The organism is Defluviimonas aquaemixtae, assembly GCF_900302475.1.
Classification (GTDB): Bacteria; Pseudomonadota; Alphaproteobacteria; order Rhodobacterales; family Rhodobacteraceae; genus Albidovulum; species Albidovulum aquaemixtae.
The window spans coordinates 2110376-2124307 of the sequence record NZ_OMOQ01000001.1 but is presented as its reverse complement, the minus strand read 5'-3'; the positions used below and the strand labels follow the sequence as shown (position 1 = coordinate 2124307).

Here is a 13932-nt window from a genome sequence, read left to right as displayed (position 1 = left end):
GCGGGTATGTAGGAGAATATTCTGCTTCCGGCCAGGTGTTGCGCCTCCGGGCCGCCTTTTCCGCCCCGGTGGCGGCCCATTGTTCCAGGATGGAGCGGGAGGCGCGCGACGATGGTCTTATTTGTTTCCGCCGCGCCCCCTCCCGCCGGAGGAAGCCTTGCGGCGCAATCTTCCCGGTCTCTTCCGAATCGCGCGCGCTCACCGCCCGCGGATCCGCGGATCGAGCGCGTCGCGCAGACCGTCGCCGATGTAGTTCACGGACAGAACCGTGAGCGAGATCGCCACGCCCGGCAGGATGACACGGATCGGGTAGAGCTGCATCTGGTCGACCGCGTCGAAAAGGATGCGGCCCCAGGTCGGGAAGTCGGGCGGGAAGCCGAGGCCGAGGAAGGACAGAGCGGATTCCGTGATGATCGCATTGGCGATCCCGAGCGTCGCCGAGACCATGATCGGGCTCATGACGTTCGGCAGGATGTGCCTTAGCACCATCCGGCGTGACGGTGTGCCGATGGACCGTGCTGCCAGCACGAATTCGCGTTCCTTCAGAGCCAGCACTTCGCCGCGCACGATGCGCGCAGTGTGCATCCAACTCGTGACCCCGATGGCGAAGACGATGAGGAAGAAGATGCCGGTCTCGGGCCCGAACCGCTGCGACAGGGGCTCGCGGAAGAGCGTCACCATGAGTAGCAGAAGCGGCAGCAGCGGGAGCGAAAGAAACAGATCGGTCGTGCTCATCAAGAGCCCTTCCACCCGCTTGAAAAAGCCGGCGACGACGCCGATCAGCGTGCCGAGGAAGAGCGCGAGCAGCATCGCCGTCATGCCCACCGCGATCGACACCTTGCCCCCCGCCATGAGCCGGGCGAGAAGGTCGCGGCCGAGCTGGTCGGTGCCGAACGGATGGGCCGCGCTCGGGCCCTGGTTGCGGGCGCGAATGTCGACATAGGTCGGGTCTATCGACCAGACCCACGGGCCGATGGTGACCGAAAGCAGGATCGCCACGAAGATGAAAAGCCCGACCAGCGCCCCCTTGTGGGTCTTGAACTGGTCCCAAACGTCCCACCACTGGTTGCGCGGCGGCTTCAGCGCCTTGTCGACCTTCTGCGCGGAAAGCTCAGTCATAGCGGATCCTCGGGTCAAGGACTCCGTAAAGGACGTCGGCTATCAGGTTGAACATGACTGTGAGGAAGGCGAACATGAAGGTCAGCGTCTGCACCATGGGCAGGTCGTTGGCGTAGATCGCCACGATCAGAAGCTGGCCGAGCCCGTTCACCTTGAAGACCTGCTCGGTGATGATCGCGCCGCCGAAAATCGTCGGGATCCCGAGCGCGATCACCGTCACGACCGGGATAAGTGAGTTCCTGAGAACGTGCTTCAGCACCACGACGCGCTCGCTCATCCCTTTGGCGCGCGCGGTCCGCACGTAGTCCTGCCCGAGATTGTCGAGCATCGAGGCGCGCATGAACCGGCTGATCTGGCTCGCGTTGAAGAGCGCGAGCACGGTGACGGGCATGATCATCTGCTTGACCTGCTTGACGAAGCTCTCCCAGTCCGTGACGCGCAGCGTCGTGTCGTAGATCGATGGGAACCACTGGAGCTTCACCGCGAAGACGATGATCAGGACGACGCCAGTGAAGAACGTGGGCACCGAAAAGCCGATCATCGAGACGAATGTGCCGATCTGGTCGAACCAGGAATACTGCCGGTAGGCCGAAATGATGCCGATCGGCAGCGCGATGATGACGCCGACGAGATAGGCGAGGCCCACGACCCAGAGGGTCTGCGGCAGCCGCTGCCAGATCACATCCATCGCGGGCGAGCGGAACTGCCACGAGATAATCCGGTTCTGCTGTTCGGTGAACTCCGTTCCGAAGGCCTGGTCGACGAGGTAGAGCGGCTCGGTCCAGAAGAACTGCTTGAGCCAGAGGAGGTAGCGCACGTATGCAGGCTGATCGAGGCCGAGCGCCGCGCGCATCTTCTCCCGCACCTCCGGCGGGATCGTCAGCGGCTGGTCGGCCAGGGGATCGCCCGGCGCGAGTTCCAAGAGGATGAAGATGACGAAACTGATGAACAGAAGCGTCGGGATCGCAATGAGCAAACGTCTGAGCGTATAGGTCAGCATCGGCGTCTCGGTTCAGCAGTCTTCGGGCGGGATGCGGGTAGGGTGGGCGCGGACGCCCACCCCGGTGATCGGTGTCACTTGATCCGGAACCAGTCGGCTGCGTTCCACAGCTCGCTGTCCCAGGTATTCAGCACGACGCCGCCCAGCGTGTTGGAATGCGCCGAGACGCGGCCGCGATCGACCAGCGGAACGATCGTGTAGCTGTCCTTGGTCAGCATCTCGTTCAGCTTCTTCGCGATCTCGCCGCGCTTTTCCAACTCGCCGGTTTTTGCAAGCTCGGCCAGAAGCGCATCGTATTCCGGGTCGCAGTAGCGGTTGATGTTCTCACCCTGCCACTGGGTCTCGGGCCGCGGAGCCTTGTCGCAGGCGAGCTGCGCGAGGTAGGGCTCAGGGTCCGTGCCGTCGAAGTTGTTGGCATACATCTCGACGTCGGAATAGAACTTCTGGAAGGTGTCCGGGCTGCCCGGATCGCCGCCGAAGAAGACCGAGGCGTCGATGTTCTTGAGTTCGGTTTCCACGCCGATTTCCGACCACCACTGTTTGATCAGCGCCTGGAAGTCCTGGCGCACGGCGTTGGTCGAGGTCTGGTAGAGCAGCTTCAGCCGCATCCCGTCCTTTTCGCGCACGCCATCGGCGCCCGGCACCCAGCCGGCCTCATCCAGAAGCGCCTTCGCACCTTCGATGTCCTGCGTCAGGCAGTCGGTGTTGTCGGAGGCGTAAAGCTCGGGCGCGGGCACCAGGTTGCAGGTCGGCCGACCGGCCTGGCCGTAGCCGATTTCGACCAGCAGCTCGCGATCGATCGCCATTGACAGCGCCTTGCGGACGTTCAGGTCGCTCAGGATCGGGTGCGGATGCTTGGCCGTCGCGCGCTCTCCTTCCGGCAGGTCGGGCGAGGGGTCGGTCATGTTCATCTCGATCCGCTCGACGAGCGTGCCGAAGGCCGAGATCGCCTGGCCCTTGCCTGCCGCCGCCATGCCTGCGAGCACGTCCGGCGCGAGCTGGAGGTTCCAGGCATAGTCGAACTCGCCCGTCTCGAGGACCGCGCGGCCCGCTGCCGCCGCGTCGCCGCCGCCCTTGAAGGTCAGCGTGGCGAAGGCGGGCTTGTCCGGGTCGCGGTAGTTGGGGTTGGCCTCCATCTGGATCACGTCGTTCGGTTTGAACTCCACGACGCTGAAGGGGCCGGTGCCGATGGGGCCGAAGTTGGCGTCGGTGCATTCGGGGGCTTTGGCGCCAAGGCAGTTTTCGAACTGCGCCTTCTGGATGATCGGTGACTGGCCACCCATGAACGGCCCGTACGGATTTGGCTTCGGCTCAGAGAAGGTCACCTTGACTGTTAGATCGTCGATCGCCTCGACCTTGTCGACGCCCGCAAACTTGGCGAGCTGCGCGCAGCCGCCTTCTGGGTGCATGCAGTATTCGGCCGTGAAGACGACGTCGGCCGAGGTCACAGGCGAGCCGTCCGACCACACAAGGCCTTCCTTAAGCTTCCACGTGACTGTCGTCAGATCCTCGGACACGCCGCCGTTGTCGAGCGTCGGAATTTCGGCGGCGAGGTAGGGCACGAGGTTGCCCTTCTCGTCATAGCGTCCGAGCGGCTCGATCACGAGCGAGGCGCTTTCGATGTCCTTGGTGCCCGACGAAAGGTAGGGGTTCAGGATCGAGGGTGCCTGCCAGTAGATGATGTTCACCTGGCCGTCGGCGCCGCGTTCGGCGAAGGCCGATGGCGCCAGCGCGAAGGAAGCTGCCGCGCCGAGTAGCGCTGTCTTCATTCTCATGTCGTTCTCCTTGTTGGATGCTCTTGAACCTCGCTCGTCGCCGTTTGTCCGGCGGTCTCGTTCGTGTCGTTGTAGAGATGGCAGGCAACGTGGCGGTTCGGCTCCACCTCGCGGAACTCGGGCTCGATCTGGCGGCAGATGCCCATCACCTTCGGGCAGCGGGTGCAGAAGTTGCAGCCTTTAGGCGGATTGGCCGGTGAGGGCACGTCGCCCGTCAGAATGATGCGCCGCCGCTCGGTTTCGATGTTCGGATCGGGCTCGGGCACGGCTGAGAGCAATGCCTGCGTGTAGGGGTGCATCGGCTTGTCGTAGAGTGCCTCGCGGGGGGCGAGTTCGGCGATCCGGCCGAGATACATGACCGCCACCCGGTCGGCGATGTGGCGCACCATCGACAGGTCGTGGCTGATGAAGAGATAGGTCAGGCCGAACTGGTCCTGGAGTTGTTCGAGAAGGTTGACGACCTGGGCCTGGATCGAGACGTCCAGGGCCGCGATGGGTTCGTCGCAGACGATGAACTTCGGATTGAGCGCGAGCGCCCGGGCGATGCCGATCCGTTGCCGCTGGCCGCCCGAGAATTCGTGCGGGTAGCGATTGGCGAAGTTGCGGTTGAGGCCGACTGCGTCCATCAGTTCGTAGATCCGGTCGAGTTTCTCGCCCTTGGTGAGCTTCGAGTGTTCGTCCAGCGGCTCGCCGATGATCGCGGCGACCGTCATGCGGGGATTGAGGCTCGCTTGCGGATCCTGGAAGACCATTTGCATTGTCGGGCGCATCTTGCGGAGGTCGGATTGGGTCGACTTGCCGATCTCGACCCCGTCGATGCGGATCGAACCCGCCGTCGGATCGTAGAGCCGGAGGATTACGCGGCCGCAGGTTGACTTGCCGCAGCCGGATTCTCCGACAAGACCCAAGGTCTCGCCCTCGTAGATGTCGAATGAAACGTTGTCGACGGCCTTCACGTCGCCCACGTGCCTGCGGAAGATCCCGGCGGTGATCGGAAAATACATCTTCAGTCCTGCCACTTCGACAAGCTTCTTCTGACCGGCTGTGGCGGCGTCAAACATCGCGCGGCGCCCCCTTGTCGAAATCCCAGAAGCAGGCCGCGTCATGGCCGGGGCCGACTGAATAGCGCGTCGGGTTGGAACGCTCGCAGCGGTCGAAGGCGTAGCCGCAGCGTTTGCGGAACGAACATGCCGCAGGGGGCGCGGTGAGGATCGGCGGCTGGCCCTCGATGACATTGAGTTTCGCTTCGCGTCCGCCCCGAACATGCGGCACCGTCTTCAGAAGCGCGCGGGTGTAGGGATGGCGCGGATTGGCGAACAGCTCCTTCACCGGTGCCTGTTCGACGATCTGCCCGCCATACATCACGATCACCCGATCGGCGATCCCGGCGATCACGCCGAGGTCGTGCGTGATCCAGACTATCGCCATGCCGAGCTTCTGGCGGAGGTCGCGCACCAGTTCGAGGATCTGGGCCTGGATCGTCACGTCGAGCGCAGTCGTCGGTTCGTCCGCGATCAGCACCTTCGGATCGCAGGCGAGCGCGATGGCGATCATCACCCGCTGCCGCATCCCGCCCGAGAACTGGTGGGGGTAGTCCCTCAGCCGGCGCTCCGCATCGGGAATGCCGACGAGCTCCAGGAGCTCCTTCGCGCGCCTGCGGGCGGCGGTCTTGTCCATGCCCATGTGCTTCCGCAAGGGTTCCATGATCTGGTAGCCGACCGTGAAGACCGGGTTGAGCGAGGTCATCGGGTCCTGGAAGATGAAGCCGATATCGGCGCCGCGCACCTCGCGAAGATGGTCGGCGGTGCATTTTAGGAGATCTTCGCCGCCGAACAGCACCCGGCCGTCGCGGACGTCCGCCGGAGGCGAGGGCAGGAGGCCGATGAGCGACATCATCGTCACGGACTTGCCCGATCCGCTTTCGCCGACCACTCCCAAAAGCTCACCCGGTTTGAGGTCGAAACTGACGGAGTTGACGGCATGAATTTCGCCGCCTCGGGTCGTGAAAACGGTTTTGAGGTCCTTGACGTCAAGGACAGACACGGCCCCGTCGGGCATGAAAGGCTCCCAGTCGGTCTTTCTTATGATTATGTCCGGGCTTGCGCTCGTAGGTTGAACAAGAGTGTTAGCCATTTTGCCGGGTCCGGCAACAGCGAATTCTGTTGTCTGAACCGGGAAAAGTTCGGTCAATCTGTCGGAGATGGCGGGCAGAATGCCGGCTCGGCAATCATTGCGGGTTGTGACGTCGGGGAAGGTTCTGCGCGGCGAAGGGAACTTATCAGGTCGCGGCGGTGGGACCGGACCAAGAGAGCTCGCCGCCGCCTCACAGCCGGTCGCGAATCGAGAACCAGACCATCGCCAGCACCAGAAGCGGCCAGCGCAGCGCGATGCCGCCGGGGAATGGGCGCGTCGGCACGCTGGCCATGAGATCGAAGCGTTCCGCCTGACCGGCAACGGCCTCGGCCGCGAGTTTTCCCCCGAGCGTCGCCATGGCGACGCCGTGGCCGGAATAGCCCGACACCGACAGGACATTCCCGGCGAGCTGTTCGAAATGCGGCATCCGGTTCATCGTGATGCCGAGCGTGCCGCCCCAGGCATGGGTGATCTTCACGTCGCGAAGCTGGGGAAAGATCGCGGTCATTGGCTTGCGAACGAGCGCGGCAATGTCCTTTGGGAAACGGTAGCCGTAGCTTTCCGCTCCACCGAAGAGGAGCCGGTGGTCGTGCGAAAAGCGGAAGTAGTTGATGACGAACTTGCTATCCGCAACCGCGTGGTTCCCGCGGATGAAGGTTTCCCGAACCTCCGGCGTCATCGGCTCGGTCGCGACGATGAAGTTGTTGATCGGCATGACGCACGTCGTGACCCGTTGTTGCAAGCGCCCGAGATAGCCATTGCAGGCGAGGATGACGTGGGCCGCCGTGATCGTCGCCGTCTCGGTCGTGACAGTGGCGGGGGCGAGCTCGGTCAGACCAGTGACCGTGGAGCGTTCGAATATGCGCACGCCCTTCGCCGCCGCCGCGCGGGCGAGCCCGAACGCGTAGCGGAGCGGATGCAAATGACCGCCGCCCATGTCGATGTCGCCGCCGTAATAGGCGGGGGAGCCGACGAGATGGCGGATCTCGTCCCGGTCGAGCGGGCGGATGAGGTCGTAGCCATAGCCGCGCGCCATCTTCGCGGAATAGTCGCGGGCATGAGGCACCAGCCGGGCACGGTGGCAGGCATGGATGATGCCCGGCGCATAGCCGGCATCGGGGGCATGCGCTGCGGCCAAGTCTTTCGTCAGGGTCACCGCCTCCTGCGCGAGCTCCCACAGCCTGCGCGCGTGGTCGAGGCCGACCATATCTTCCAACGCCTCCTGATCGAGCCGCTGGCCGGTGCCGACCTGTCCGCCATTGCGCCCCGACGCACCCCAACCAACGCGGTGGGCGTCGAGGAGGATTACGTCATAGCCCCGCCCCGCCAGATGCAGCGCGGCGGAGAGGCCGGTGAAACCCGCGCCGACGATGCAGACGTCGCAGCTGAGCGCGCCCTCGGCCCGTGCGTAGGGTCCTGGCGGTGCGGCCGTGTAGGCGTACCAGGACGGGGGATATTCCCCGGCCCGGTCGTTGGCGAAGAGAATGTCCACGGGAACCTTCAGGCCGCGGCTTTGAGAAGCCCGTCTGCCTTCAGCCCCGCATAGCATTCGTCGAGCGACTTCGTCGCGCGCTCGATGAACACATCGATCTCCTCGGGCGTGATCACCAGCGGAGGCGCGATCACCATGCGGTCGTTCACATGCCGCATGACGAGGTTGTTGGCGAAGCAGCGTTCACGGCAGCGCAGGCCCACGGTGCCCGGTTCGGTGGCGAAGGCCGCGCGGGTCGCCTTGTCGGGCGTAAGCGCGATCGAGCCCATGAGGCCGATGAGACAGGCCTCGCCGACCAGCGGATGTTCCTCAAGCGCCTTCCAGCGCTCGTTGAGATAGGGGTGGGCGACGTTGTTCACATGGTCGAGGATGCTCTCCTCTTGCAGGAGTTCGAGGTTGCGAAGCGCCACGGCGGCCGCTACCGGGTGGCCGCAATAGGTGTAGCCGTGGTTGAAATCGCCCGCGCCGCCCACCGTATCGGCCACCTCGTCGCAGACGATGGAACCCCCGATTGGCGCGTAGCCGGACGACAGGCCCTTGGCGATCGTCATGATGTGAGGCTTGATCCCGAAGACCTCGGACCCGAACCACTTGCCGGTGCGGCCGAAGCCGGTGATGACCTCGTCGGCGATCAGAAGAATGCCAAACTTGTCGCAGATGCGCTGGATCTCGGGCCAGTAGGTCGCAGGCGGGATGATCACGCCGCCTGCGCCCTGAATCGGCTCGCCGATGAAGGCGGCGACGCGTTCGGGGCCGAGCTCCTGGATCTTCTCCTCAAGCAGGCGGGCGCGGGCAAGGCCGAATTCTTCGGGGCTCATGTTGCCGCCTTCCCCGTACCAGTAGGGCTGGCCAATATGGTGGATGTCCGGAATGGGCAGGCCGCCCTGGGCATGGATCGGTTTCATGCCGCCAAGTGAACCCGAGCCCATGCTCGACCCGTGATAGCCGTTCCAGCGGCTGATGATTATGTTGCGTTCCGGCTGGCCCTTCACCTCCCAGTAGCGGCGGACGAGGCGGATATTGGTATCGTTCGCCTCAGAGCCGGAGCCCGCGTAGAAGACGTGGTTCAGATCGCCGGGCGCGAGTTTGGCAATTTCCGCCGCGAGCGCGATGGCGGGTACGTGGCTCGTCTGGAAGAAGGTGTTGTAATAGCAAAGCTCCTCCATCTGCCGCGCTGCGACCTGGGCGAGTTCCTTGCGGCCGTAGCCGATATTGACGCACCAGAGGCCCGCCATGCCGTCCATGATCTGCCGCCCTTCGCTGTCGGTCAGGTAGACGCCTTTGGCGCGGGTGATGATCCGCGCTCCTTTCTTCGCCAGATCGGCATCGGCGGTGAAGGGGTGCATGTGGTGGGCCGCGTCGAGCGCCTGAAGCTCCTTGGTCGGCATATGATTGGTGATCTGGGTCATGGCGAAACCTATCCTTTGGCTCTCGTGGCGGAACGTCGGCTGTTGAACGGCGCCGGGCCGTCCGCGTCGTTCCTGCGTAGCCGTCGCTTGGCGATCAGGATATGATCAAAACTGCGCCTGTCAACCTGATTTGATCAAATTGCGCCGTCGTCTAGCGAGAGGCGGACCTGCTCGATTCCCTGCGCGATGTCGCTTTCGAGAGCGGCCGCCAGACGCTCCGCGTCGCCCGCACGCATCGCCTCTAACGCTTCCTCGTGGCGGTCGGGCAGATTCGACGTGCCGAACCGGCCGCAGACGACACGGAGCGAGGGGCCGAAACGCAGCCAGAGCATGTGTGTGAGCGACAAGAGGATCGGTGCGCCTGCATATTCGTAGAGCGTGAAATGGAAGCGGAAATTGTACATCAGGTAGTGATGCACATCGCCTGTCGCGATGGCTCGATCGAGGTCGGCGTCGATCAGCGAAAGGTCGGAAATATCTTTGGCACGTAACCGCTTGGCCGCCAACTGCGCAAGCTTCGGCTCGATGGTGAGGCGGGCGAACGCCAACTCGTCCAGAAGCGGCTGAGTGAGTTGGGGTACCGACACGCGGCGGTTGTCGCGCAACTCCAGCGCGCCTTCGGCCGTGAGTTTGCGGATCGCTTCGCGCACGGGCGTCATTCCGGCCTCGAGCGTTGTGGTGAGTCCCTGAATCGTCACGGGCTGGCCGGGTGCGAGCTGACCGAAGAGGATCATGTCGCGCAGCCGGCAATAGGTGATCTCGTGCGAGGGTATCTTGCGCCGCAACTCAACAGGATCACGAATCTTTTCCATTCACGCTCCTCGAAGGGGGCTGCACAGCTTACCGTTTCTGCCATAATAGTTTGGGCTTCACGGAAATGCCATGTTGATTTGAGTCGAAAAATTTGATCAAAATAGAGGATAAGGAAGCCAAGTAAGCAAGCGGGCGGCCGGAAATAGACCGGCTGACCGATCCAGCAAAGTCTGAGGAGGTACTATGAAGTTTGCGGGGATGACACTGGCCGCGGTGCTCGTGACGGTCGGCGTGGCGGGGGCCGAGGAGGTCCATGTCTACAACTGGTCCGACTATATTGACGAGGAACTGCTGACGAAGTTCGAGGAAGAGACGGGCATCGACCTGATTTACGACGTGTTCGATTCAAACGAGATCCTGGAGACCAAGCTGCTCGCGGGCGGCTCGGGCTACGACGTGGTCGTGCCGTCGGGCACGTTCCTGTCGCGCCAGATTCAGGCGGGCGCGTTCCAGAAGCTCGACAAGTCGAAGCTGTCCAACGCCGGCAACCTTTGGGACGCGATCGCCGAGCGGACGGAAAAATACGATCCGGGCAACGAATATTCGGTCAACTACATGTGGGGATCGACCGGGATCGGCGTGAACATCAACAAGGTCAAGGAAGTGCTAGGTGAAGACGCGCCCGTCGACTCGCTCGCTCTCGTCTTCGACCCGGCGAACATGGAAAAGCTTAGTCAGTGCGGCGTGCACATGCTCGACGCGCCGGCGGAGGTTATTCCGGCCGCGCTCGCCTATCTCGGCGAGGATCCGGACGCGCAGGATTTCGACACAATCTCCAAGGTGGAGCCGGTTCTGAACGCGATCGCGCCTTATGTGCTGAAGTTCCACTCGTCCGAATACATCAACGCATTGGCCAACGGCGATATCTGCGTGGCCTTCGGCTGGTCGGGCGACATCCTGCAGGCGCGCGACCGCGCGGCCGAGGCCGACAACAACGTGGAGATCGAATACCACATCCCCAAGGAAGGGGCGCTTATGTGGTTCGACCAGCTCGCGATTCCAGTCGACGCGCCGAACCCGGACGCGGCACACAAGTTCATCGACTTCATGCTGAACGCCGAGAATGCGGCGGCCGCATCGAACTACGTCTACTACGCCAACGGCAACAAGGCGAGCCAGGAGCTCCTGAATGACGACGTGATCGGCGACACAGCGATCTATCCCGACGACGAGACGCTGAACAACCTCTATACCACGTCGACCTGGGATCCGAAGGTCAACCGCAACGTGACCCGGCTCTGGACCAAGGTGAAGTCGGGCACCTGACCCGGCACACCACCTTACGCCCCGCGCCGACCGGCGCGGGGCGCTTCCTATCCGACAGGAGGACATCATGGCCCAGCCTGGCAATCGCCCCGTGTTTGAGCCCTGGAAGGACCCGGACGAAAAACCGCTGATCCAATTTCGAAACGTCACCAAGAAATTCGGCGAGTTCACCGCGATCGACGACATCACGCTGGACATCTTCCGGCGGGAATTCTTCGCGCTTCTGGGGCCCTCGGGCTGCGGCAAGACCACGCTGATGCGGATGCTGGCGGGTTTCGAGGCGCCGACGAAGGGCAGCATCCTTCTCGACGGGCAGGACATCGCGCCCGTGCCGCCGAACAGGCGCGCGGTCAACATGATGTTCCAGAGCTACGCGCTGTTCCCTCACCTGTCGGTGTGGGACAACATCGCCTTCGGGCTGAAGCGCTCCGACATGGCCCGCGACAAGATCGGTGCACGCGTCGAGGAGATGCTGAGGCTCACCAGGCTGGAGCAGTTCGCCCGCCGCAAACCGCACCAGATCTCGGGCGGCCAGCGCCAGCGGGTCGCGCTCGCCCGCTCGCTTGCCAAGGCGCCGAAGCTGCTGCTGCTGGATGAGCCGTTGGGCGCGCTCGACAAGAAGCTCAGGCAGGACACGCAGTTCGAGCTGATGGACATCCAGGAGAAGACCGGCACGACCTTCGTGATCGTGACCCACGACCAGGAAGAGGCGATGACCGTGGCCTCCCGTGTCGCAGTGATGGATCACGGCCGCATGGTCCAGGTCGATACACCTGACCGCATCTACGAGACGCCGAACTCGGTCTACGTCGCCGACTTCATCGGCGATGTGAACCTCGTCGAGGGCACGGCTGAACCCGCCGGCGACGGCCGTCTGTCGATCGCCTGGGCCGAGGGGCAGCCCGCGATCATGGCGACGGCGCCGGACGCGATCTCGGCCGGTGCGCGTGTTCATTTCGCGATCCGGCCCGAGAAGATCGCGATCTCCACCGTCAAGCCCGCCGACCGCGCGAACATGATCGAGGGCGCGGTCCACGACATCGCCTATCTGGGCAATATCTCGACGTACAAGGTCGAGGTGGCCGGCGGGCGGATGGTCAAGGCGCAGGTTGCCAACGACCGCCGCATCTCGCGGCGCGACATCAGCTGGGACGACAAGGTCTGGCTGTCCTTCACGGACACCGCGGGCGTTGTTCTCTTGAACTGAGGGGAATGCGATGCGCCGGCTCTTTCTGATCGCTGTACCCTACCTCTGGCTTCTGACATTCTTTCTCGTCCCCTTCGCGATCGTCTTTAAGATTTCGCTGTCGGACTACGACATCTCAATCCCGCCCTACACGCCCAAGTTCGACCTCTCCGCCGGGTGGGAGGGCGCAAAGGCGTATCTGAGCGAGCTTGATTTCGAGAACTTCGCGTTCCTGACGACCGACGCGCTATACTATACGGCCTATCTCTCCAGCCTGAAGATCGCGCTGATCGCAACCTTGATCACGCTTCTTGTCGGCTATCCTATTGCCTACGGGATGGCGCAGTCGCCGGACGAATGGCGGCCGACGCTGATGATGCTTGTGATCCTGCCGTTCTGGACCTCGTTTCTGATCCGCGTCTATGCGTGGATGGGGATACTGTCGAACGAAGGGTTCCTGAACCAAGTGCTGATCGGGATTGGCCTCACCGATGCGCCGCTCACGATCCTGAACACCAATGTCGCGGTCTATATCGGCATCGTCTACACCTACCTGCCGTTTATGATCCTGCCGATCTATGCGGCGCTCGAAAAGCTCGACGAGTCGCTGATCGAGGCGGCCGAGGACCTCGGTTGCACGCGCGCGCAGGCGTTCTGGCTCGTGACGCTGCCGCTTTCCAAGCCCGGCGTGATCGCGGGGTGCTTCCTCGTCTTTATCCCCGCGCTCGGCGAATTCGTCATTCCCTCGCTCCTTGGCGGATCCGAGACGTTGATGATCGGCAAGGTGCTTTATGAGGAGTTCTTCTCCAACCGCGACTGGCCGGTCGCTTCGGCGGTGGCGGTGGTGCTGCTTTTCATCCTCATCATCCCGATCATCCTCTTCCAACGGAACGAGCAAAAGCAGCGGGAGGCCGGACAATGAACCGCCGCTTCTCCTGGTTCAACGCGACCGCGCTTACGCTCGGCTTCGTATTCCTTTACCTGCCAATGATCATTCTCATGATCTTCTCGTTCAACGCATCGAAGCTGGTGACGGTCTGGGCGGGATTCTCGACGCGGTGGTATGGCGAGCTTTTCCGCAACGAGGCGTTTTTGGACGCGGCCTGGGTCACTTTGAAGGTGGCGCTCCTCTCCTCGACCCTCGCCACGGTCTTCGGGACGATGGCGGCTTACGTCATGGTGCGTGCCGGGCGCTTCCGGGGACGGACACTCTTTTCGGGCATGATCTACGCGCCTCTGGTCATGCCCGAAGTCATCACCGGCCTTTCGCTGCTGCTTCTCTTCATCGCCATCGGGCTCGACCGGGGCGTGATGACCATCGTTCTGGCGCATACGACGTTTTCAATGTGCTATGTCTCGGTCGTCGTCTCCTCGCGGCTCGTCACGTTCGACCAGTCGCTGGAGGAGGCGGCGCTTGACCTCGGCTGCACGCCATTCGACGCCTTTCGATCGGTCACATTGCCGATCATCGCGCCTGCGGTTATTTCGGGTTGGCTTCTCGCGTTTACCCTGTCGCTCGACGATCTGGTAATCGCCTCGTTCACCGCCGGTCCGGCCTCCACCACGCTACCGATGAAGATCTTCTCCTCCGTCCGGCTCGGGCTCAGTCCAGAGATCAACGCGCTATCGACGATTCTCATCGGCATCGTCACGGTCGGCGTGATCTCTGCTTCGCTGCTGTCGAAGCGGGCGGTCGCTCGGCAGCGGGCCGAGGAACAGGCTGCGGTCCGGGCCTGAGG

General features: G+C 63.2%; 12 protein-coding genes. 4 read left to right on the top strand and 8 right to left on the bottom strand.

The features are described from left to right. Positions 1-198: 198 nt before the first annotated feature. The 8 genes from DEA8626_RS10405 to DEA8626_RS10370 all read right to left on the bottom strand — a co-directional run bounded on the left by DEA8626_RS10405 (position 199) and on the right by DEA8626_RS10370 (position 9740). Positions 199-1119, bottom strand: a complete 921-nt coding sequence (locus tag DEA8626_RS10405) for an ABC transporter permease (protein ID WP_108852887.1) — start codon at positions 1117-1119, stop codon at positions 199-201. Further along, positions 1112-2119: an ABC transporter permease gene (locus DEA8626_RS10400; protein ID WP_108852886.1), complete on the bottom strand. Its 1008-nt coding sequence runs from the start codon at positions 2117-2119 to the stop codon at positions 1112-1114. Before DEA8626_RS10400 ends, DEA8626_RS10405 begins: the two co-directional genes overlap by 8 nt. Before the next feature lie 74 nt (positions 2120-2193). After that, entirely contained in the window at positions 2194-3894 is a 1701-nt protein-coding gene (locus DEA8626_RS10395) for a peptide ABC transporter substrate-binding protein (protein WP_108852885.1), read from the bottom strand. Continuing rightward, a complete protein-coding gene (locus DEA8626_RS10390; protein ID WP_108852884.1) occupies positions 3891-4955 on the bottom strand; it encodes an ABC transporter ATP-binding protein in 1065 nt (354 codons plus the stop codon). The genes DEA8626_RS10395 and DEA8626_RS10390 overlap by 4 nt, the downstream gene beginning before the upstream one ends. Next, on the bottom strand, positions 4948-5952 hold the full coding sequence (locus DEA8626_RS10385) for an ABC transporter ATP-binding protein (RefSeq protein ID WP_108852883.1): 1005 nt from the start codon (positions 5950-5952) through the stop codon (positions 4948-4950). The genes DEA8626_RS10390 and DEA8626_RS10385 overlap by 8 nt, the downstream gene beginning before the upstream one ends. A gap of 265 nt (positions 5953-6217) precedes the next feature. Next, positions 6218-7519: an NAD(P)/FAD-dependent oxidoreductase gene (locus DEA8626_RS10380; RefSeq protein ID WP_108852882.1), complete on the bottom strand. Its 1302-nt coding sequence runs from the start codon at positions 7517-7519 to the stop codon at positions 6218-6220. Positions 7520-7527: 8 nt separating this feature from the next. Further along, positions 7528-8928: an aspartate aminotransferase family protein gene (locus tag DEA8626_RS10375; RefSeq protein WP_108852881.1), complete on the bottom strand. Its 1401-nt coding sequence runs from the start codon at positions 8926-8928 to the stop codon at positions 7528-7530. 134 nt (positions 8929-9062) lie between these two features. Beyond that, the gene (locus DEA8626_RS10370) at positions 9063-9740 is read right to left on the bottom strand and encodes a GntR family transcriptional regulator (RefSeq protein ID WP_108852880.1); all 678 of its coding nucleotides are present in this window, start codon (positions 9738-9740) and stop codon (positions 9063-9065) included. 184 nt (positions 9741-9924) lie between these two features. Here DEA8626_RS10370 and DEA8626_RS10365 point away from each other — a divergent pair, with 184 nt between their 5' ends. The 4 genes from DEA8626_RS10365 to DEA8626_RS10350 all read left to right on the top strand — a co-directional run bounded on the left by DEA8626_RS10365 (position 9925) and on the right by DEA8626_RS10350 (position 13930). Continuing rightward, the gene (locus DEA8626_RS10365) at positions 9925-11007 is read left to right on the top strand and encodes a polyamine ABC transporter substrate-binding protein (RefSeq protein ID WP_108852879.1); all 1083 of its coding nucleotides are present in this window, start codon (positions 9925-9927) and stop codon (positions 11005-11007) included. A gap of 67 nt (positions 11008-11074) precedes the next feature. Beyond that, the gene (locus DEA8626_RS10360) at positions 11075-12214 is read left to right on the top strand and encodes an ABC transporter ATP-binding protein (RefSeq protein WP_108852878.1); all 1140 of its coding nucleotides are present in this window, start codon (positions 11075-11077) and stop codon (positions 12212-12214) included. A gap of 10 nt (positions 12215-12224) precedes the next feature. Then, positions 12225-13115 carry an ABC transporter permease gene (locus DEA8626_RS10355; protein WP_108852877.1) on the top strand — a complete coding sequence of 297 codons (891 nt, stop codon included), beginning with the start codon at positions 12225-12227 and terminating at the stop codon, positions 13113-13115. Continuing rightward, on the top strand, positions 13112-13930 hold the full coding sequence (locus DEA8626_RS10350) for an ABC transporter permease (RefSeq protein WP_108852876.1): 819 nt from the start codon (positions 13112-13114) through the stop codon (positions 13928-13930). The genes DEA8626_RS10355 and DEA8626_RS10350 overlap by 4 nt, the downstream gene beginning before the upstream one ends. Positions 13931-13932: the final 2 nt, after the last annotated feature.